Raw genomic sequence first — 20,589 nt, forward strand, 5'->3', positions numbered from 1 at the left:
ATATGAAATGGTCCATCCATCAATTGAATAAATTGAGAAATAAAGGATTGACATTAAATGAAATGGTAGATGTAAGTGAGCTAAAAGAGGTCGAGAAAGATATTCGTGAAATTAATCCTGTTCATGTAACAGGAAGAGTTGATTTTGGCTCCGGTAAGTTTACGTTTCATCTACATATAACTGGAAGCATGGTTTTACCATGTTCTCGCTCTTTAGTAGATGTGACATTACCATTTGACATTAAAACAACTGAGGTGTTCCAAACTTCAGAAGAAGAATTTGAAACAGAAGCTGAAATTCATTGTTTAGAAGGAGAAGTACTTGACTTACTGCCCGTAATCAAGGAAAATATACTTTTGGAGATTCCAATGCAAATTTTCAGTGATGATGTTTCTGGTGGAGCACCGATGCAAGGTCAAGACTGGCAAGTGATTTCGGAAGAAAACAAAGAAAAGACTGTTGATCCAAGATTAGCAGGACTTGCAAAGTTTTTTGACAAATAATCGGAAGACTGGTTTAGGCCTTCATATGAAAATAACTATTTCTTTTAAGGAGGTGGGAAGAATGGCTGTACCTTTTAGAAGAACTTCTAAAACAGTAAAAAGAAAGCGTCGTACGCATTTCAAATTATCAGTACCTGGTATGGTAGAGTGCCCAAGCTGTGGTGAAGCGAAATTAGCTCACCGTGTATGTAAAGCATGCGGTACTTACAAAGGTAAAGAAGTAATCAGCAAGTAATTGCGAAAAATAAACGTAGAAGATATCTTCTACGTTTATTTTTTTTTGTCTTATTCTTTATTTGTTGTATTCTATCTTTTCTAGTAACTGCATATGCTTAATAAAAAATGCATAGGGAGGACTAGAGAGATGGCGACAACAAGACAAGATGCTTGGACTGATGATGAAGATTTGCTTCTGGCAGAAGTAGTACTCCGGCATATTCGTGAAGGTGGAACGCAACTTTCCGCTTTTAAAGAAGTGGGGAGGCATTTGTCTCGTACACCTGCAGCTTGTGGATTTAGGTGGAATTCTTACGTTAGAAAGCAGTATAAAGCACGTATTGAAGAAGCAAAGCAACTTCGTAAGGTAGAAAATTATGAAGTGAAAGAGACAACGGTATTAGAGCCAAAATCTATTACGTTGAATGATGTTATTGAATTCTTGCGAAATTATAAAGATGAAAGCTCTTTAATGGTGTTGCAACAACAAATTGAATCGTTACAAACAGAGAAAGAACGTCTTCTGGAGCGATTATCAGTATATGAGGAAGAATATAGAACATTACTGGATTATATCGATCAAAAAAGAAGTGTAATGGTAGCAGAAAGAAATGGTGCTCGCTCGAATGGAGAATTAGAAAAATTAAAGAAATAAAAAACAGCTGCGTAACAGCTGTTTTTTTTATTTCTTATGCAGATTCTTCGTTTGTAATCGCATTCAAATTTGTTTCTGGATGCCAAATATAAAAATCACCATCAGTTACTGATACTGGCTGGAAGCTTAATTTATCCCAAAAACCAGCTGACTGGATACGTGCTATCGTTTTAATTGGGAATTGTAGTTGTTTCGCATAATTAACAAGCATTTGTCCGAATCCTTGTTTTTGAAAAGTCGGCAATACTTCAAGTTTATAAAGTTCTAGGTAAGTACCTGTAATTTCAAATGGTTCTCCACCGTTCCTTTTCATATATAGACTCATACGTGCGATTAGCGATCCTCCATAATAAATACCGTAAAATGGAGACTCACTATCATTTTCAATAATGTTTGCTTGTAATTCTTCCAACATGGATAGTTCTTGAGCTCCGCACCCTTTAAATTTTTTAAATTCATCTAATGTTTTATAATTGATGAGCAAGCGTTCAACTTTTGGGAATCCCATTACATCACATCCTATTCTTATCTTGTTGAATGCAGAAAAGTTATAATATTTATAATAATATTATAACTCATTTTTTAATTTTTATGAAGAAGATAGAATATTTCTTTCATTATTTTTTTGAGGATTTGCTAAAATAAGAATAGAACTATGTATATAGGTAGTATATACATAGTGAAAGAAGAGATTGCATTTGTTAAAAGATAATTGAATCCTCAACTATGTAATTGTAATTTAATAAGATGTAAAGGGGGAAGGGCAAGGGAGCTTATATCACTTGTTAATATGAGTTCTTTGTGTGAAGATGAAAATTGGAATTGTTGGACCGGGAGCTATTGGTCTCCTATATACATTTTATTTACAAAAAAGCAATCAAGATGTTACGTTGTTTACAAGAAACGCTAAGCAAGCAGAAGAATTAAACTTAACGGGTGTAACTTGTATTAGGAATGGAGAACGTGAAACGGTATTTCCGTCTATTTTACCGATAGAAAGTATGCTGGATAAACAGTTAGATTATACATTTATTGCTGTAAAGCAATATCATATAACTGATATATTACCTTTTGTGCAGGGAGAATCGTCATTAATCTTTTTGCAAAATGGAATGTCACATCTTCACGTTATGCAAAAAATAGGAAATGAATGTATAGCAGTCGGGATTGTGGAGCATGGTGCAAAAAAAGAGGATGGACATACAGTTCATCATACTGGAATAGGTGTTACAAAGTTTGGTGTAGTGCGTGGTCAATCTAGTTGTTTTAAAAAGGTATTTAATTGTTTTCCTTTTGATTATTTTCCGATTCAGATAGAAGGTGATTGGAAGGGGATTATGCGTAATAAATTAGTAGTCAATGTATGTATTAATCCATTGACGGCATTATTGCGGGTTGAGAACGGAGAGTTAATTTCAAATCCGTTTTTTTATCAAATGATGGAGCGAGTATTTCAGGAAGTTGCATTTCTTATTAAAGAAGAAGATAAGGAAATGGTATGGCAAATGGTATGCCAAGTATGTGAAAAAACATTTCATAATACTTCATCTATGTTAGCGGACGTAAGAGCGAATAGACAAACGGAAGTTAATGCGATTGTTGGATATGTACTAGAAGAAGCTAAGGAACAACAACGATCTGTTCCGACACTTCGATTTTTGTTCAATGCAATAAGAGGAATGGAATTATAAGTGTTTTTCTTTGCTTTTACGTGAAACATTGACTACAATGTGGGTTGGTGAGAGAACAGGATACGAAAGGAAGAATTATATGGAGATAAAAGAAATCTCTGTTCCACTACAAGGTGTTGTAGCGGACTATATGAACGGTGAAAAAGAGATACAGTCATGTTTTGATTATCTGTTAACAGAGGATGCTTTTAAACAGCGTTTACATGATTTACGTGAGAGAGAGTTTTTCCGTCAAGATTTAGTAACGCATTTATTAGAATATAATACACAATTGCAAGCGGGAGAATTTACAATTCAAAATATAAAAGCGCTTGAAGATGAAAATACATATGTTGTTATAGCTGGACAACAAGCGGGGTTATTAACTGGTCCGCTTTATACAGTGCATAAAATCATTTCAATTTTACAGCTTGCAAAAGAAAAAGAAGAGAGCTTAGGGATTCGGATTGTTCCTGTCTTTTGGATTGCCGGTGAAGACCATGATATGGATGAAATTAATCATACATTTGTAACGAAAAATAAAAAAATAAAAAAGACCATTTTTCATGATCGTTATCCGAAAAAGGCAAGTGCTTCTGAGTCTGAGCTTTCTATTGAAGACTGTAGAAAATGGGTCGAAGAGATTTTTAAAACATATCCGGAAACGAATTTTACAAAGGATGTATTACAATTTGTTGATGATGCTTTAGGTAAATCGCATACATATGTAGATTTCTTTGCACGCCTTATTACGAAAATGTTCGCAAATTCTGGTTTAATTCTTGTAGATTCACATCATCCTGCATTAAGAAAACTAGAAGTACCGTTTTTACAACAAATTATAAGTAAATATAAAGAAATTCAGGTAGGACTTCATAATCAACAGGAAGTAATTAAGGAATTAGGATTTAAACCGATTATTGAAACGAAGACAAATGCAGTGCATATATTTATGGAAATTGATAATGAGCGAGTATTGCTTGAAGAGAATCAAGGGAAGTTTATTGGAAAAGATGGAGTACATTCATTTTCGTATGAAGAATTGATGGAAGAGATGGAAAGAAGTCCAGAACGTTTTAGTAATAATGTTGTAACGCGCCCTCTTATGCAAGAATATGTGTTTCCTACGTTAGCGTTTATTGGCGGTCCGGGGGAGTTAGCTTATTGGAGTGAATTACAACAAGTGTTTCATACTGTCGGTTTTCAAATGCCACCCGTCGTTCCGCGTCTTACGATTACTTATATGGAGCGAGATATAGCGACAGATTTATATGATTTAGATTTGCAAGAAATTGATCCATTTCTAAATAATATAGATAATCTGCGTGACAATTGGCTTTCTAATCAAATAGAGGAACCGATAGACGAGCGATTTATAGAAGCGAAAAAAGAAATAATGGATATTCATACATCATTACAACAATTCGTGAAAAAAATAGATCCAGGGTTAAATGAGTTTGCTGGGAAAAATGAACTGAAAATTAATGAGCAAATTGAACTGTTAGAAAGAATGTTGAAAAGAAATGTTGAGAAGAAACATGAGGTTCAACTGAATAAATTCCGCCGTTTACAATTTGCGCTTCGTCCATTAGGAGCACCGCAAGAACGTGTGTGGAATGTCTGTTATTATTTAAATCAGTTCGGTCTTGATTTTGTTGATCGAGTAATGGAACAATCTTTTTCGTGGGACGGAAAACATCATGTAATAAAACTATAAAATCTTGCTCTTTTGAGCAGGATTTTATTTTTATTCCGTTGAATTAACTGTGAAGTGAAAAATTTCTGAATTATCCATCTTGTGTTAATGTAATGAATCGCTATGTATCAGGTATATATATATGACAAAATAGCACAAAATGTAAACGGATTATTATCTTTTTCGACAGGTTTTTGTTTAAATTCCCGCAAAAAATGATAAAATTTAGTATATAATAAAATAAAATAGCGATTTGTATAGCATGCTACCTTGTTGGAAGTTAAATGAGTCGTTCTTTAGTAGCATTTCATCCTCTAGTAGTAAATTTTGTTTGTAGAGTGAGAAATGTATTTAACATAATTAATTGGAAAAAGAGTAGGTGCAGCAATGTTCAAACACGTAACAGTACTTTTGAAAGAAACAGTAGATGGCTTAGATATAAAGCCGAGTGGTACATATGTAGATTGTACACTGGGTGGAGGAGGACATAGTTCTTATTTATTATCTCAGCTAACAGATGGTGGAAAATTAATAGCATTTGATCAAGATGAAATAGCGATTCAAAATGCGAAGGAAAAATTTTCTTCTTATGGTGAACAATTTGTAACAGTGAAGAGCAACTTCCGTTATTTATCTGAAAAACTACATGAATTAGGTATTACAGAAGTAGACGGGATTTTATTCGATTTAGGTGTTTCATCCCCACAATTAGATACACCAGAGCGTGGCTTTAGTTATCATCATGATGCACCGTTAGATATGCGGATGGATCAAGATGCCCCATTAACAGCATATGATGTTGTGAACAGCTGGTCATATGAACAACTCGTAAGAATTTTCTTCCAATACGGAGAAGAGAAATTTTCAAAGCAAATAACAAGGAAAATTGAAGCTTATCGCGAGAATAAGGCTATTGAAACGACAGGAGAATTAGTGGAATTAATTAAAGAAGGTATTCCAGCTCCGGCACGTAGAACAGGTGGACATCCTGCGAAGCGAGTATTCCAAGCGATTCGTATTGCTGTAAATGATGAATTAAAAGTATTTGAAGAAGCGTTGGAATCTGCAATTGATATGGTCAAGCCTGGTGGAAGAGTTAGTGTTATAACATTCCATTCTTTAGAAGATCGTATTTGTAAAACGACGTTTAAGCGAAATAGCACAACGCCGCAATTACCACAGGGACTACCGATTATTCCGGATGAATTTAAGCCGAAATTAAAGCTTATTACAAGGAAACCGATTTTACCTTCTGACATTGAATTAGAAGAAAATAATCGAGCGCGTTCTGCGAAGTTGAGAATCGCTGAAAAACGATAAAAAGGAGAGAGAGGTATGACTAATTTAGCTGTAAAGTATAAACAACAGGCGCAAGAAGAGGTACAAATTCAAACGCCACCACAGCAGATGGTTAAGCCAAAAGTTAAAACGAAAATTACAAGAATTGAAAAGCTATTGTACGTAACGTTTATTGGATTTTTATTATATGCCTGTGTAGCTTTTATTGGGAATAAAGCGGGTTTATATCAAGTTAATGTAGAAGCAGCGACGATAGAAGAAGAAATTGTGAAAAAACAAAAGGAAAATCAAGAATTGCAGGCTGAAGTAGAGAAGTTAAGTCGTTATGAACGTATCGCTGAAGTTGCAAAAAAACACGGGCTAGAAATTAATGCGAATAATGTGAAAGGCCTAAAGTAAGGCAAATAGGTGTGAAGAAAAGATGAAGAGAACTATGAACAAATTTCATACCAATAAGGGAGCAGGTTATTTTATGATATTTTTCCTCCTGCTCTTTTTGCTGTTATTAGCCCGATTTTTTTACATACAAGTAACAGGAACAGTGGACAATCATGATTTGAAAAAACTTGCTGAACAGAAACATAGTAAAAAAGGAGTTCTCGAAGCGAATCGAGGAACAATTTATGACCAAAATGGCCATGTGCTAGCGCAAGATGCAAATTCTTATAAACTTGTAGCCGAGTTAAAAGGAGCCAACGCCGTTAAGGATAAAGAGGATACTGCAAAGAAAATCGCAGGAGTACTCGGAAAAGATGAAGATGAAATTTTAGCTACTTTAAATAAAGAAGGCAAAAGTCAAGTGGAATTTGGAACATTAGGTAAGGACTTGACGAAAGAAAAGAAAGAACAAATAGAAGCATTGAAATTGCCGGGAATCTCTTTTATTACTGAAAATGCGAGAGTTTATCCAAACGGTGATTTCGCATCTTACGTCATAGGGCATGCAAAACCGAATGAAGATGGAATTTCAGTAGGTCAATTTGGCTTAGAACAGAGTTTGGATAAGTATTTAGGTGCTTCTAATGGAGAGGTAGCTTATACAGGGGACCGTAAAGGAGTATCACTTGACGGTGGGAAAGTGGATGTAAAAGCGCCTAAAAATGGAGATAACGTGTATTTAACACTTGATCAACGTATTCAAAGTTATTTAGAAGACGCAATGAAAGAAGCGAGCAAACATTATGAACCAGAAAATTTAATTGGAATTGTTGCGGATCCGAAGACAGGGAAAATATTAGCGATGTCTAGTAAACCTAGTTATGACCCTAATGATCGTCAAATTAAATATTTCTTCAATGACGCAATTGCAAATGCATTTGAACCGGGATCAACAATGAAGATTTTCACATTAGCAGCGGCCATTAATGAAGGTGTATACAATGGACAAGACTTTTATCAGTCGGGTACATATCAAGTTGGTAATCGGAAAATAAAAGATCATAACGGCGGTGCTGGATGGGGTTCTATTACTTTTGATGAAGGGGTAGAGCGCTCTTCAAACGTAGCGTTTGCAATTTTAGGTGATCAAAAACTTGGTCCAGATCGTTTCCGAAAATATATTCATAATTTTGGATTAGATGAAAAAACAAACATTGATTTACCTGGTGAAGGGTCAAATACAATTTTATTTGATCAACAAATACAACAAGTAACAACAGCGTTTGGACAAGGTTCTACAGTTACACCAATTCAACTTGTACAAGCTGCAACAGCGATTGCAAATGATGGGAAAATGATGAAACCTTATACAATTGATAAAATTGTTGACCCAATAACAGGTAAAGTACAGCTAGAGCATAAACCAGAAGAAGTAGGAAAACCTGTTTCCAAAGAGACAGCAGCGCAAGTAAGGCAATTACTAGAACGTGTTGTTACATCACCGAAAGGAACAGGAACTGCATATAAAGTTGATGGGTACTCAGTCGGGGGTAAAACAGGTACAGCACAAATTCCTGACGGGAAAGGTGGCTATATGACAGGAAGAGAGAATTATATATTCTCATTCTTAGGTATGGCACCGATGGACGATCCGCAACTTGTTGTGTATGTGGCCGTTAAACAACCAAAATTAAAAGATGATGAAAACGGGGCTAAACCTTTAGCTGATATCTTTAAATATGTAACGAAAAATAGTTTAGAGTATTTAAAGATTAAGCCAAATGAAATAAAGGATCCGAAGAAATATGTGAAAGAGCAACAAACTGTCGTTCCAGATGTAACCGGAAAAACGATGGATGAAGCGAAGAAAGCAATTGATAAAGCAAAACTTCGTCCAATCGTATTAGGTGAAGGGAAAGTGCAGCAGCAAGTGCCGAAGGCAACTGAACAAACATTAAAGGGTGATCGAGTCTTCTTAGTAGGAGATAAACCTACAATGCCAAATATACAGGGATGGGCACTGCGTGATGTTATGAATTTAGCAAAAACATTAAAGCTTAACTTAAAACCTTCTGGTACAGGATATGTAACGGAACAAAGTGTGGCGGAAGGAACATTGTTGCAACCTGGTACAGAATTAGGTGTAACACTCGTACCACCACTTGAACCGCAGCAAGAAGCGGAAAAGCCATAATGGTAATAGGGAAGAAGTTCTAATTAAATAAGTACAAGCATATATTGGAACAAGCTAGGCGTAAGGGAGGCTTGTTCCAATATGCGTGTATCAAATGTAACAGTTAGGAAACGACTTATTTTTATACTTATATCGGGTATACTCATTTTCACCATTATCGATATTCGTCTTGGATATGTGCAATTTTTTCTTGGAAATATGTTAACGGATCGTGCGAAGGATTCATGGAGTCGTAATATTACTTTTGAACCAGAGCGAGGGAAAATTTTAGATCGAAATGGTGTGGAGCTTGCTACGAATAAAAGTGCACCGACCGTCTTTGTTGTGCCGAGGCAAATTGAAAAACCAGCAGAGACTGCAGAGAAGTTAGCTGCAGTATTAGGTGTGGAAAAAGATGATATTTATAAGCGGATTACAAAAAAAGAGTCGATTGTAAGGCTTGATAAAGGCGGAAGGAAAATATCGCATGACAAAGCGAAAGAAGTACGCGGATTAAGTTTAAAGGGTGTGTACATCGCAGAGGATTCTATCCGGTACTATCCATTCGGTAATTTTTTATCACACGTATTAGGATTTGCGGGCAGTGATAATCAAGGGCTTATGGGACTAGAGAAATATTATGATAAAGAGCTAAATGGTGATAAAGGTCATGTGCGATTTTTTGCAGATGCAAAAGGACAGAGAATGCCTAACGTTGGAGATGATTTCAAAAAACCAGAAGCTGGCTTGAATTTAGGATTAACAATTGATTCACGCATTACGAGGATTATGGAAAGAGAAATGAATATTGCGGAATCAACGTATAATCCTGATGGTATGATAGCAATTGCAATGAATCCGAAAAATGGTGAAATTTTAGGTATGTCAAGTCGGCCAAGTTTTGATCCAGCAGATTTCCAAAGTGTTTCTCCCGAAGTATATAACAGAAACTTACCTGTATGGAGTACGTATGAGCCGGGGTCAACATTTAAGATTATTACATTAGCTGCAGCCTTGAATGAAAATTTGGTAGACTTAGAGAAAGATACGTTTTATGATGATGGAGCAGCTGAAGTCGGTGGAGCTAGATTGCGATGTTGGAAAGCTGGAGGCCATGGTAGCCAAACGTTTTTAGAGGTAGTTCAAAACTCTTGTAACCCAGGATTTATTGAACTCGGTGATCGTCTTGGTAAAGATCGATTGTTTAAATACATTCGCAATTTCGGGTTTGGACAGAAGACCGGAATTGACTTACAAGGTGAAGGTAGCGGGATTTTATTTAATTTAGATAAAGTTGGTCCAGTCGAGCAAGCGACGACTTCATTTGGGCAAGGTGTTTCTGTTACACCGATTCAACAAGTAGCAGCTGTAGCGGCCGCTGTAAATGGTGGAACTTTGTATCAGCCATATATAGCGAAGGAATTTATTGATCCGAAGAATAATCAAGTTGTCAGCAAAAAGACACCTGTTGCGAAAAGGGAAGTTATTTCCAAGGAAACTTCAGAGAAAGTTCGTTACGCATTAGAGAATGTTGTAGCGAAAGGTTCTGGTAAAGGGGCTTATATTGATGGATATCGTGTAGGTGGAAAAACTGGAACTGCTCAAAAGGTGAAAGATGGAAAATATTTGGATAATAACTATATTGTATCATTTATCGGTTTTGCTCCAGCCGACGATCCGCAAATTGTTGTTTATGTGGCAGTGGATAACCCAAAAGGAGTCACTCAATTTGGTGGAGTTGTAGCAGCACCTATTGTTGGGAATATTCTTCGTGACGCACTTCCTGCAATGGGAGTGGAACCGAGAAAAGAGCAAGTTGAGAAAGAATATAAATGGGGCGATACACCAACTGTGGAAGTTCCGAATTTAATTGGTATGAAAAAGAAAGATTTACAAACGCAACTTGTAGACTTGAAGCTTGATATAAGTGGTGATGGTGGGAGAGTAATTAAACAATCACCAGAAGCAGGAGCTAAAGTAAAAGAGGGTTCAAAAGTTAGAATTTACTTCGGGAATTAAAGGTAACTGATTGTGTTTTATGGTACAATTGGTGGAAGTGAGTTCTTTATAGAAAAATTGCTTTATTTGAGACGATAAGTGTCTCATTAATAAATAAATCTATTGATTAGACTATAGTAGCACTTACCTCCTATTTTTATATAACTAGGAGGTAATGTGTTACTTGCTAAAATAAGAGATAAATAAACAATGTAGAGAGGGTTTAGTGAAATGAAGTTGCATACACTTGTATCATGTTTGCATGATTTTCCAGTTGTTCCAAAAGAAAATCCAGAAATAACATCTATTGAAGCTGATTCACGTAAAGTGAAAGAGGGAAGCTTATTTATATGTATGAAAGGATATACGGTTGATAGCCATGACTTTGCTAAGCAAGCAGCCGCACAAGGAGCGGCTGCTATTATTGCGGAAAGACCAATTGATGTTGACGTTCCAGTTGTACTTGTGAAAAATACTTTTCGTTCGTTAGCGGTTTTAGCTGATTATTTTTATGGCCAACCAACACACAAGTTACATTTAATCGGTATTACAGGTACAAATGGAAAGACAACAACATCGCATATTATGGATGAAATTATGCGCGCACATGGTCATAAAACAGGGCTAATTGGAACGATTAATATGAAAATCGGTGATGAAACATTTGAGGTGAAAAATACAACACCAGATGCACTAACACTTCAACAGACGTTTTCAAAAATGGTTGAACAAGGTGTGGATAGTACAGTAATGGAAGTTTCGTCTCATGCTTTAGATCTTGGCCGTGTACACGGGTGCGATTATGATGTTGCAGTATTTACGAATTTAACACAAGATCATTTAGACTATCATAAAACGATGGAAGAATATAAACATGCGAAAGGGTTGCTTTTTGCACAGCTTGGCAATAGTTATCATCATAATCGTGAAAAATACGCTATATTAAACAGTGATGATCCAGTGGCAGAAGAGTATATGAGAAGTACAGCAGCTACTGTTGTAACATACGGTATAGATGTTGCAAGCGACATTATGGCACGAGATATCGTAATGACGAGTGGCGGTACAACATTTACACTTGTAACACCGTATGAAACTGTAAATGTTACGATGAAATTAATTGGTAAGTTTAATGTATACAATGTGTTAGCTGCTACAGCAGCAGGTCTTGTTTCAGGAGTGAGCTTACAAACAATTATTGATGTAATTAAAGAGCTTGCTGGCGTTCCTGGACGTTTTGAAGTTGTTGATGGTGGACAAAATTACACAGTTATTGTTGACTATGCACATACACCTGATAGCTTAGAGAACGTACTAAAAACAGCAAAACAGTTTGCAAAAGGTGATGTATATTGTATCGTTGGTTGCGGTGGAGATAGAGATAGAACGAAAAGACCAATAATGGCAAGTGTTGCAACCGAATATGCAACTCATGCAATTTACACATCAGATAATCCAAGAAGTGAAGATCCGAAGGCTATTTTAGATGATATGGTAAATGATGCAAATGGGAATAATTATGAAGTAATTGTTGATCGAAAAGAAGCGATACGTTCCGCTATCTCGAAAGTGAAAGCAGAAGATATTATTATTATTGCTGGTAAAGGGCATGAAACGTATCAAATTATTGGTAAAGAAGTTCATCATTTTGACGATCGTGAAGTTGCTAAAGAAGCAATCACGGAGCGTTTAAACAACGAAGTGTAACAGCATGAGAGGAGGACTACATGTGCTTGAACAAGGTTTATTAGTAACGGCTGGGGTAGCATTCTTAATTTCTGTTGCCCTTTCGCCATTATTTATTCCATTTTTAAGAAAGTTAAAGTTCGGACAGAGTATTCGTGACGAAGGACCGAAGTCACATCAAAAGAAATCAGGGACACCAACGATGGGTGGTATTGTCATATATGTATCTATGATGGTGACTACGCTTATTATGGCGATTAAATTTAACAATTTAGGTGCAGAAGTATCATTGTTATTATTAGTTACATTTGGGTACGGATTAATCGGATTTTTAGATGACTACATAAAAGTAGTAAAGAAAAGAAATCTTGGTTTAACATCAAAACAAAAATTGATTGGTCAGCTTGTAATTGCTATTGCGTTCTTTTTAATTGGAAAAGGGCAAGCATTTCACACTTATATCATGATTCCGGGAACTGATGTTAAATTTGAATTAGGCTGGGCATATTTTGTTCTTGTATTATTTATGCTTATTGGTGGATCAAATGCGGTTAATTTAACAGATGGTTTAGATGGTTTATTATCAGGAACAGCTGCTATTGCATTCGGAGCATTTAGTATTATTGCTGTAGCTCAAGAACAATTTGGGGTAGCGATTTTCTGTATGGCAGTTGTAGGAGCTGTACTTGGCTTTTTAGTATTCAATGCGAATCCAGCGAAAGTATTTATGGGGGATACAGGTTCTCTAGCTTTAGGTGGTGCTATCGCAGCTGTAGCGATTTTGTTAAAACAAGAATTGTTACTCGTTATTATTGGCGGCGTATTCGTAGCGGAAACTTTATCTGTTATTATCCAAGTTATTTCGTTCAAAACAACAGGAAAGCGTGTCTTTAAAATGAGTCCATTACATCATCATTATGAATTATGTGGTTGGTCAGAGTGGCGCGTTGTTGTAACGTTTTGGTCTGTAGGATTTTTATTAGCTGTGCTAGGAATTTATATCGGGGTGTGGATGTAATTGAAAACTGTAACTGAATATCAAAATAAAAATGTTCTTGTATTAGGTATTGCTAAAAGTGGTTATGCAGCAGCTACTTTATTAAAAAAATTAGGGGCAAACGTCATTGTAAATGATGGGAAACCATTAGTGGGTAATGTGCTTGCTGCTGAGTTACAAGCGGAAGGAATGGATGTTATATGTGGTGGGCATCCGTTAGAATTGCTGGAGAGAAACATTTCACTTGTCGTAAAAAACCCAGGAATTCCATATTCTAATCCACTCTTAGTGGCGGCGAAAGAAAAACAAATTCCAATTGTAACTGAGGTTGAATTAGCATATCGCATTTCAGCAGCACCGTTTGTTGGGATTACAGGATCTAACGGCAAAACAACAACGACAATGTTAACGTTTGAAATGTTAAAAGAAGGACAAAAGCACCCAGTTATTGCGGGGAATATAGGTACTGTAGCTTGTGAAGTTGCACAATTGGCGAAAGAAAATGAAGTTGTCGTTACGGAACTTTCATCGTTTCAATTGATGGGAGTGGAATCGTTCCAACCAAAAATTGCAGCCTTTTTAAATTTATTTGAAGCGCATTTAGATTATCACGGGACGAAGAAAGAGTATGGTTTGGCGAAAGCGAATATTTTCAAAAACCAAACTGAAACAGATTATAGTGTAATTAACGCAGATGATGCAGATGTCATGGCGTTATCGGCATATAGTAAAGGACAGAAAGTATTATTTTCGACGACGAAAGAAATTGAAGATGGTGCGTATATAAAAGATAACGCTCTTTATTTTAAAGGCGAAAAAGTAGTTAAAGTAAGTGATATTGTTTTACCTGGTAAGCACAATTTAGAAAATATTTTAGCAGCAATGAGTGTTGCTAAATTACTAGGTGTTTCTAATGAAGCAATTACTGCTGTGTTAAAAAGTTTTACAGGTGTAAAACATCGCTTAGAATATGTAACAACGATTAATAATCGTAAATTTTATAATGATTCAAAAGCGACGAATATGCTAGCGACAGAAAAAGCATTATCTGCATTTACACAACCGATTGTATTATTGGCTGGTGGACTTGATCGTGGTAATGAATTTGATGATTTAATTCCATACTTTAAACATGTCAAAGCGATTGTAACATTTGGACAAACTGCACCAAAATTAGTAAGAGCGGCAGAAAAAGCAGGATTAGATGTAATTGAAAGTGTCGATACTTTAGATGATGCAGTAGTGAAAGCTTATGCTCATTCTACCGATGGTGATGTTATTCTTCTTTCACCAGCATGTGCAAGCTGGGATCAATTTAAAACATTTGAAGAAAGAGGAGACATTTTTATACAAGCTGTGCATAAACTTATATAAAGTAAATCAAAACATCAGTAGGCTAACACCTACTGATGTTTTGTTACATAGGGCAAAAGGTTCTGCCCAAAGAGGTGGTGTTCATGGGTAATGAAGAAAACGCCTGATTTTATTCTCATCATCGTTACACTTGCGTTGTTAACAATCGGAATGATTATGGTTTATAGTGCGAGTGCGGTTTGGGCCTCTTATAAAATGGGGGATTCATTCTTTTTTGCAAAAAGACAATTGTTATTTGCAAGTCTTGGGGTAGTAGCTATGTTTTTTCTAATGAAAATTGATTATTGGGTGTGGCGTACGTATTCAAAAGTAATTTTGCTAGTTTGTTTCGTTCTTCTTATTCTCGTTCTTATTCCTGGAGTAGGTCTCGTTCGTGGGGGGGCGCGAAGTTGGATTGGAATCGGGGCATTTTCTATCCAACCGTCAGAGTTTATGAAATTCGCGATGATTATTTTCTTAGCAAAATTTTTAGCGGAACGACAAAAATTAATTACATCTTTTAAACGAGGTTTACTACCGGCTCTTAGTTTTGTATTTCTTGCTTTTGGGATAATTATGTTACAGCCAGATCTTGGTACGGGAACGGTAATGGTTGGGACATGTATTATTATGATATTTATTTCGGGAGCAAGGGTCTTTCACTTTGCAATGTTTGGTTTGCTTGGTGCAGCGGGATTTGTAGGGTTAATTGCATCAGCGCCATATCGAATGAAACGCATCACATCATATTTAGATCCGTGGTCGGATCCACTCGGAAGTGGATTTCAAATTATCCAATCGTTACTCGCAATTGGACCTGGTGGTTTATTTGGGCTTGGACTTGGACAAAGTAGACAAAAATTTCTTTATTTACCTGAACCACAAACAGACTTTATATTTGCAATCTTATCCGAGGAATTAGGTTTTATTGGTGGTTCATTTGTGTTATTATTATTTAGTCTATTATTATGGCGTGGGATTCGTATAGCATTAGGAGCGCCAGATTTATATGGTACGTTTTTAGCAGTAGGTATTGTGGCGATGATTGCGATTCAAGTAATGATTAATGTTGGTGTTGTAACAGGACTGATGCCTGTTACGGGTATTACTTTGCCATTTTTAAGTTATGGTGGATCAAGTTTGACCTTAATGTTAATGGCAGTAGGTGTATTATTGAATATAAGTCGCCATTCTCGCTATTAAACCCTGTTTAAAAGACAGGGTTTTTCGTGTGTGTGTGAAAATACAATATGTATATAGAAATAAATACGATTGAATAAGAACAGGGAAGTGGAGGAATCAGTAGTGCGAGTATTAGTAAGTGGTGGGGGTACTGGAGGACATATTTATCCAGCTCTTGCTTTAATTAGAGAAATAAAAAAACTAAATCCAGAAGCAAGGTTTTTATACATTGGTACAGAGAATGGATTAGAGAGTACCATCGTACCGAAAGCGGGTATTCAGTTCCAATCTATTGTTATAAGTGGATTTAAACGAAAAATATCTCTTGATAATGTAAAAACAGTGATGCGTTTCCTAAAAGGTGTTCAAGATAGTAAACGATATATTCGTCGTTTTAACCCTGATATTGTGATTGGCACGGGTGGATACGTATGTGGGCCAGTTGTATATGCTGCGGCTAAATTAGGTATTCCGACTATTGTACATGAACAAAATAGTGTACCTGGTGTAACGAATAAATTTTTAAGTCGTTATGTCGATAAAGTTGCAGTTTGCTTTGAAGCAGCTGCAGAACATTTCCCACAGTCAAAAGTGGTTATGACAGGTAATCCACGTGCATCAGAAGTAATGGACCAAAATGGAATGAAAGGAAAACGTTCGGTAGGACTATCCCTTTCTAAAAAATCCGTGCTTATTTTTGGTGGGAGTCGCGGGGCTAGACCGATTAACGATGCTTTTGTAGAAGCGATTGAACAATTTGGGAATAAAAGTTACGAAGTATTATATGTAACAGGCGAAGTACATTATGATAAAGTTATGGAAGCCGTGAAACAAAAAGGGAATCCGAATAATGTTATTATTAAACCTTTTATTCATAATATGCCAGAGGTACTGACGGGTGTAGATCTTGTTGTTTCAAGAGCAGGGGCTACAACGCTTGCAGAATTAACAGCGTTAGGAAAGCCAAGTGTATTAATTCCAAGTCCGTATGTAACAAATAACCATCAAGAAAAAAATGCACGATCAGTTGTTGATAAAGGAGCAGCTAAAATGCTACTTGAAAAAGATTTAACATCTGAAACGCTTATTCGTGACATTGATGAGATTTTATTGGATACACAAACATTACAAAATATGAAACTGGCTACTAAGCAACTTGGTATTCCAGATGCAGCAAATAAGCTATATGAAGTAATGAACAAGCTTATTAAAAAATAACATTAGGTGAACGCCCTGCATATTACTGTAATAAGGAGACTTAATATGGGGGAGATTGTCTATGGAACAATTAGTAAAAGAGCTTTTAGAAGCAAATGTTGGTCGCGTGTTAGTTAATGAACCGTTAGCGCGTTACACGACTATGAAAATAGGCGGACCAGCTGATATTTTAATTGTGCCAAAGCATGTTGCTGGTATTGAGAAGACGCTAGAGTTAGTAAAGAAGTACAAGACAGGGTGGACTGCAATTGGTCGTGGTTCAAATCTTCTCGTATCTGATCAAGGTATAGAAGGTGTGGTTATTCGTTTAGGAGAAGGATTAGACCATTTAGAAGTCGAAAAACATAGAGTAAGAGTTGGTGCTGGATATCCCCTTATTAAATTGTCAACTTTACTTAGTCGACAGGGATTAGCGGGCTTGGAATTTGCAAGTGGTATTCCAGGAAGTGTTGGCGGTGCAGTGTATATGAATGCAGGCGCTCATAAGTCCGACATATCGAGTGTATTAACGAAAGCTCGTATTTTGTTTGACAATGGAACAATTAATTGGTTGACGAATACCGAAATGGGATTTTCTTATCGCACATCTGTATTGCAAATGAAACGCCCTGGTATTGTTTTGGAAGCTGAATTCCAATTGGAGGTAGGCGAACGCGAGGAAATTGTAAGAAGCATGCAAAAGAATAAAGAGTATCGCCGTGAAACGCAGCCTTGGAATCACCCTTGTGCAGGAAGTATATTTCGAAATCCAGTCCCATATTTTGCAGGAGATTTAATAGAAAAATCAGGGCTTCGTGGCTATAAAATAGGTGGAGCTCAAATTTCTGAAATGCATGGGAATTTTATTGTTAATACTGGTGTGGCTTCAGCGCAAGATGTATTAGACTTAATCGTATTGGTAAAGCGTACAATTAAGGATAAATTTGGTGTTGATATGCATACAGAAGTAGAAATAATTGGAAGATAACGGTTGTTCGTTCCGCTCATTATCATTTATGTTATAATAAGAAGATAAGAACGGCATGAGGAACATGCCGTTCTTTATGTTACATAGGGGGATCGTACATGAAAAATAGTAAAGTGATTGAACTACAAGATCGTGTACCAAAATTAAAGAATCAAAAGAACAAGAATACGAAACCTGTTAATCATCGGTTAATTTTATACATATCGATTTTATTTTTATTAGTACTCTTTTTAATTTATTTTCGGTCTCCGCTTAGTAATATAAAAAAGATAAGTGTGTTTGGAAATCATTATATGACAGATGAACAAGTTATGAAGGAATCAGGTGTGACATATGATACGAGTTATTTCCGAGTAACAGCACATAAAGCAGAAGAAAACTTAACGAAACGAAAAGAAATTAAAGAGGTAAATGTAAAAAAACGTTTCCCAAACAAAATTGATGTTCATATCGAAGAATATTTGACAATTGGCTATATAAACAAAGATGGGAAATTACAACCGTTATTAGAAAATGGGAAAACACTCGATGTACTTCCGAACGGAAAACTTCCAGTTGCAGCACCAATTTTTGAACCGTTTAAAGAGGAAAAAATGAAGGAATTAATTGCAGAACTAGAAAAATTAACGCCGACTATTTTAAGGTCTATTTCTGAGATTCGTTATACACCAACGAACGCAAATGAAGATCATCTTACTTTATATATGAATGAAGGATATGAAGTGAGCACCACTATTCAAAATTTCGCAAAGCGAATGGAAACTTATCCACTTATTTTAAAAACAATTGAACCTGGTAAGAAGGTTTTAATTGACTTAGAAGTGGGTGCATATACGAAGGAACTAGGTGCTGAAGAAAAGAAAGAATAGAATGATAGTTTTTACTGCGTTATTACGTATGAAATGAAACAAACGTTCTTTTATATGGATGCTAATTTGCAAGAATGCTTAATTTGATGAAAAAAATGTAAATTTTCTTAGATTCATACTAGGATTGGTACAAGTTTCACTTTTCTACAAGTACATCTTAGTGTAGACTTATACTTGGCGGTAATCTTTACACTTGAAATATAATTATTTCAAGATAGAGCAGTTATTCACAGGTTACTGCGATATTCTTAAATGAATGTTAAATAAAAATAAGAAAAATATAAGGTTAAAAAAGGGAAACGTATAAAGACGTTGAATATTTTTCTTATAAATAGTAAAGTTGCGATTGTTGTTCCATATATTGAGTTGTATGGTATAAATAAAGAAGGAGGTGCCAAAGAATGAACAGCAATGAAATATATGTTAGTCTTGACATCGGTACATCCAATGTTAAAGTCATCATTGGTGAAATGGTTAATGACAGCTTAAACATTATTGGTGTTGGAAACGTAAAATCAAATGGTTTGAAGAAGGGATCGATAGTTGATATAGATGAAACTGTTCGATCAATTAAAAAAGCAATTGAACAGGCTGAGCGCATGGTGGGTATCCACATTGAGCAAGTTGTAGTAGGTGTCAATGCAAACCAGGTACAGTTGCTCCCGTGTCACGGAGTAGTCGCTGTTTCAAATGAAGATCGTGAAATCGGGAATGAAGATGTCTTACGCGTTCTAGATGCAGCGCAAGTTGTGTCAATTGCTCCTGAACGTGAATTTATTGATGTGGTACCTCGACAGTTCATTGTAGACGGTCTTGACGAGATTAACGATCCACGCGGGATGATCGGTGTAAGATTAGAAATGGAAGGTACACTTATTACAGGCTCGAGAACTTTACTACATAACCTACTTCGTTGTGTAGAAAAAGCAGGTCTTGAAATTGTTGATATTTGTCTGCAACCTTTAGCGGCAGCGACAGTTGCGTTATCTTCGGATGAAAGAAATAGAGGGGTAGCCCTTGTTGATATGGGTGGAGGATCTACGACCTTATCTATTTTTAAAGATGGAGAGTTGCAAGCAACGAGCGTATTGCCATTAGGTGGAGATCATATAACGAAGGATATAGCGATTGGGCTGAAAACTTCAACAGAAAATGCAGATCAAATTAAGCTGAAATATGGACATGCTTTTTATGATACAGCATCTGAAGAAGAGATGTTTACGGTTCCTATTATGGGAAGCGATCAAACAGAACAATATTCTCAGTTGGAATTATCGGATATAATAGAGGCTCGTGTAGAGGAAATTTTAATGTTTGTTCAAGATGAAGTGCGTAAGTTAGGAGTAAAGCAAGTAGCTTCTGGATATGTACTAACTGGTGGGATAGCTTCTATGCCAGGTATTCTTGATCTTGCATACGATATTTTACATGAAAATGTTCGTATAGCAACTCCTGATTATATTGGTGTTCGTGAGCCTCAATATACAAGTGGAGTTGGATTAATTAAACATTCTTATCAAAAAGCTAAATTACGTGGGAAAAATGTGCAGGAAAAGCAAGAACATTTTGAACCAGTACCAGCACCAATGCCGGTACAACAGCAACCTGCGAAACAAAAAACTCGTAATCAAAACAATACTAATCAAAATGATGACCGTATGATGTCAAAAGTAAAACGTGTATTCCGTTATTTATGGGATTAAAATTGGACACGAAAAATGAGGTTCTA

The 20,589-nt window shown here is 36.1% G+C and carries 18 protein-coding genes; 17 read left to right on the forward strand and 1 reads right to left on the reverse strand.

Annotated elements, in window-relative coordinates; translation table 11 throughout:
• The first annotated feature begins 2 nt into the window (after positions 1 to 2).
• The 3 genes from CQZ94_RS06695 (at position 3) to CQZ94_RS06705 (ending at position 1,374) form a co-directional block, all read left to right on the forward strand.
• Positions 3 to 503 carry a YceD family protein gene (locus CQZ94_RS06695; protein ID WP_000872151.1) on the forward strand — a complete coding sequence of 167 codons (501 nt, stop codon included), beginning with the start codon at positions 3 to 5 and terminating at the stop codon, positions 501 to 503.
• A 61-nt stretch (positions 504 to 564) separates the two neighbouring features.
• Positions 565 to 738 carry a 50S ribosomal protein L32 gene (rpmF, locus tag CQZ94_RS06700; protein ID WP_001984764.1) on the forward strand — a complete coding sequence of 58 codons (174 nt, stop codon included), beginning with the start codon at positions 565 to 567 and terminating at the stop codon, positions 736 to 738.
• A gap of 129 nt (positions 739 to 867) precedes the next feature.
• The gene (locus CQZ94_RS06705) at positions 868 to 1,374 is read left to right on the forward strand and encodes an RsfA family transcriptional regulator (RefSeq protein WP_105584725.1); all 507 of its coding nucleotides are present in this window, start codon (positions 868 to 870) and stop codon (positions 1,372 to 1,374) included.
• Positions 1,375 to 1,408: 34 nt separating this feature from the next.
• On the opposite strand, the gene CQZ94_RS06710 is transcribed toward CQZ94_RS06705, so the two are convergent.
• Entirely contained in the window at positions 1,409 to 1,882 is a 474-nt protein-coding gene (locus CQZ94_RS06710; protein ID WP_105584726.1) for an N-acetyltransferase, read from the reverse strand.
• Positions 1,883 to 2,177: 295 nt separating this feature from the next.
• Between CQZ94_RS06710 and panE the strand changes: the two genes are divergently transcribed.
• From panE to ftsA, 14 genes are all read left to right on the forward strand, one after another.
• The gene (gene panE, locus CQZ94_RS06715; protein WP_105584727.1) at positions 2,178 to 3,065 is read left to right on the forward strand and encodes a 2-dehydropantoate 2-reductase; all 888 of its coding nucleotides are present in this window, start codon (positions 2,178 to 2,180) and stop codon (positions 3,063 to 3,065) included.
• 79 nt (positions 3,066 to 3,144) lie between these two features.
• Positions 3,145 to 4,761, forward strand: coding sequence for a bacillithiol biosynthesis cysteine-adding enzyme BshC (bshC, locus tag CQZ94_RS06720; RefSeq protein WP_105584728.1), 1,617 nt, complete (start codon positions 3,145 to 3,147; stop codon positions 4,759 to 4,761).
• A 366-nt stretch (positions 4,762 to 5,127) separates the two neighbouring features.
• Complete coding sequence (rsmH, locus tag CQZ94_RS06725) at positions 5,128 to 6,060, forward strand: 16S rRNA (cytosine(1402)-N(4))-methyltransferase RsmH (protein ID WP_002014746.1); 933 nt, start codon at positions 5,128 to 5,130, stop codon at positions 6,058 to 6,060.
• Between the two features lie 15 nt (positions 6,061 to 6,075).
• Positions 6,076 to 6,438 carry a cell division protein FtsL gene (ftsL, locus tag CQZ94_RS06730; RefSeq protein WP_016106033.1) on the forward strand — a complete coding sequence of 121 codons (363 nt, stop codon included), beginning with the start codon at positions 6,076 to 6,078 and terminating at the stop codon, positions 6,436 to 6,438.
• A 22-nt stretch (positions 6,439 to 6,460) separates the two neighbouring features.
• Positions 6,461 to 8,611, forward strand: coding sequence for a penicillin-binding protein (locus tag CQZ94_RS06735; protein WP_105584729.1), 2,151 nt, complete (start codon positions 6,461 to 6,463; stop codon positions 8,609 to 8,611).
• 81 nt (positions 8,612 to 8,692) lie between these two features.
• On the forward strand, positions 8,693 to 10,609 hold the full coding sequence (locus tag CQZ94_RS06740) for a stage V sporulation protein D (RefSeq protein ID WP_105584730.1): 1,917 nt from the start codon (positions 8,693 to 8,695) through the stop codon (positions 10,607 to 10,609).
• A 210-nt stretch (positions 10,610 to 10,819) separates the two neighbouring features.
• Complete coding sequence (gene murE, locus CQZ94_RS06745) at positions 10,820 to 12,295, forward strand: UDP-N-acetylmuramoyl-L-alanyl-D-glutamate--2,6-diaminopimelate ligase (RefSeq protein WP_105584731.1); 1,476 nt, start codon at positions 10,820 to 10,822, stop codon at positions 12,293 to 12,295.
• A 22-nt stretch (positions 12,296 to 12,317) separates the two neighbouring features.
• Positions 12,318 to 13,292, forward strand: coding sequence for a phospho-N-acetylmuramoyl-pentapeptide-transferase (gene mraY, locus CQZ94_RS06750; protein ID WP_002014738.1), 975 nt, complete (start codon positions 12,318 to 12,320; stop codon positions 13,290 to 13,292).
• Positions 13,293 to 14,645 carry a UDP-N-acetylmuramoyl-L-alanine--D-glutamate ligase gene (murD, locus tag CQZ94_RS06755; RefSeq protein ID WP_105584732.1) on the forward strand — a complete coding sequence of 451 codons (1,353 nt, stop codon included), beginning with the start codon at positions 13,293 to 13,295 and terminating at the stop codon, positions 14,643 to 14,645. It begins immediately after the preceding gene.
• A gap of 90 nt (positions 14,646 to 14,735) precedes the next feature.
• Positions 14,736 to 15,827 (forward strand): stage V sporulation protein E, encoded by a 1,092-nt coding sequence (gene spoVE, locus CQZ94_RS06760; protein WP_078184359.1) that lies wholly within the window; start codon positions 14,736 to 14,738, stop codon positions 15,825 to 15,827.
• Positions 15,828 to 15,929: 102 nt separating this feature from the next.
• Positions 15,930 to 17,024: an undecaprenyldiphospho-muramoylpentapeptide beta-N-acetylglucosaminyltransferase gene (gene murG / locus CQZ94_RS06765; protein WP_105584733.1), complete on the forward strand. Its 1,095-nt coding sequence runs from the start codon at positions 15,930 to 15,932 to the stop codon at positions 17,022 to 17,024.
• 61 nt (positions 17,025 to 17,085) lie between these two features.
• On the forward strand, positions 17,086 to 17,991 hold the full coding sequence (gene murB / locus CQZ94_RS06770) for a UDP-N-acetylmuramate dehydrogenase (RefSeq protein ID WP_105584734.1): 906 nt from the start codon (positions 17,086 to 17,088) through the stop codon (positions 17,989 to 17,991).
• A gap of 98 nt (positions 17,992 to 18,089) precedes the next feature.
• Positions 18,090 to 18,860 (forward strand): cell division protein DivIB, encoded by a 771-nt coding sequence (gene divIB / locus CQZ94_RS06775; protein ID WP_105584735.1) that lies wholly within the window; start codon positions 18,090 to 18,092, stop codon positions 18,858 to 18,860.
• A 401-nt stretch (positions 18,861 to 19,261) separates the two neighbouring features.
• A complete protein-coding gene (ftsA, locus tag CQZ94_RS06780) occupies positions 19,262 to 20,563 on the forward strand; it encodes a cell division protein FtsA (RefSeq protein WP_105584736.1) in 1,302 nt (433 codons plus the stop codon).
• Positions 20,564 to 20,589 lie beyond the last annotated feature (26 nt).

The sequence above is a fragment of the Bacillus sp. MYb209 genome, assembly GCF_002975175.1.
Classification (GTDB): Bacteria; Bacillota; Bacilli; order Bacillales; family Bacillaceae_G; genus Bacillus_A.

Bases quoted from the DNA above. Each gene is read 5' to 3' on its own strand.
- CQZ94_RS06695 (WP_000872151.1), top strand. From the start codon at position 3: ATGAAATGGTCCATCCATCAATTGAATAAATTGAGAAATAAAGGATTG.
- rpmF (WP_001984764.1), top strand. From the start codon at position 565: ATGGCTGTACCTTTTAGAAGAACTTCTAAAACAGTAAAAAGAAAGCGT.
- CQZ94_RS06705 (WP_105584725.1), top strand. From the start codon at position 868: ATGGCGACAACAAGACAAGATGCTTGGACTGATGATGAAGATTTGCTT.
- CQZ94_RS06710 (WP_105584726.1), bottom strand. From the start codon at position 1,882: ATGGGATTCCCAAAAGTTGAACGCTTGCTCATCAATTATAAAACATTA.
- bshC (WP_105584728.1), top strand. From the start codon at position 3,145: ATGGAGATAAAAGAAATCTCTGTTCCACTACAAGGTGTTGTAGCGGAC.
- rsmH (WP_002014746.1), top strand. From the start codon at position 5,128: ATGTTCAAACACGTAACAGTACTTTTGAAAGAAACAGTAGATGGCTTA.
- ftsL (WP_016106033.1), top strand. From the start codon at position 6,076: ATGACTAATTTAGCTGTAAAGTATAAACAACAGGCGCAAGAAGAGGTA.
- CQZ94_RS06735 (WP_105584729.1), top strand. From the start codon at position 6,461: ATGAAGAGAACTATGAACAAATTTCATACCAATAAGGGAGCAGGTTAT.
- CQZ94_RS06740 (WP_105584730.1), top strand. From the start codon at position 8,693: ATGCGTGTATCAAATGTAACAGTTAGGAAACGACTTATTTTTATACTT.
- murE (WP_105584731.1), top strand. From the start codon at position 10,820: ATGAAGTTGCATACACTTGTATCATGTTTGCATGATTTTCCAGTTGTT.
- spoVE (WP_078184359.1), top strand. From the start codon at position 14,736: ATGAAGAAAACGCCTGATTTTATTCTCATCATCGTTACACTTGCGTTG.
- murB (WP_105584734.1), top strand. From the start codon at position 17,086: ATGGAACAATTAGTAAAAGAGCTTTTAGAAGCAAATGTTGGTCGCGTG.
- divIB (WP_105584735.1), top strand. From the start codon at position 18,090: ATGAAAAATAGTAAAGTGATTGAACTACAAGATCGTGTACCAAAATTA.
- ftsA (WP_105584736.1), top strand. From the start codon at position 19,262: ATGAACAGCAATGAAATATATGTTAGTCTTGACATCGGTACATCCAAT.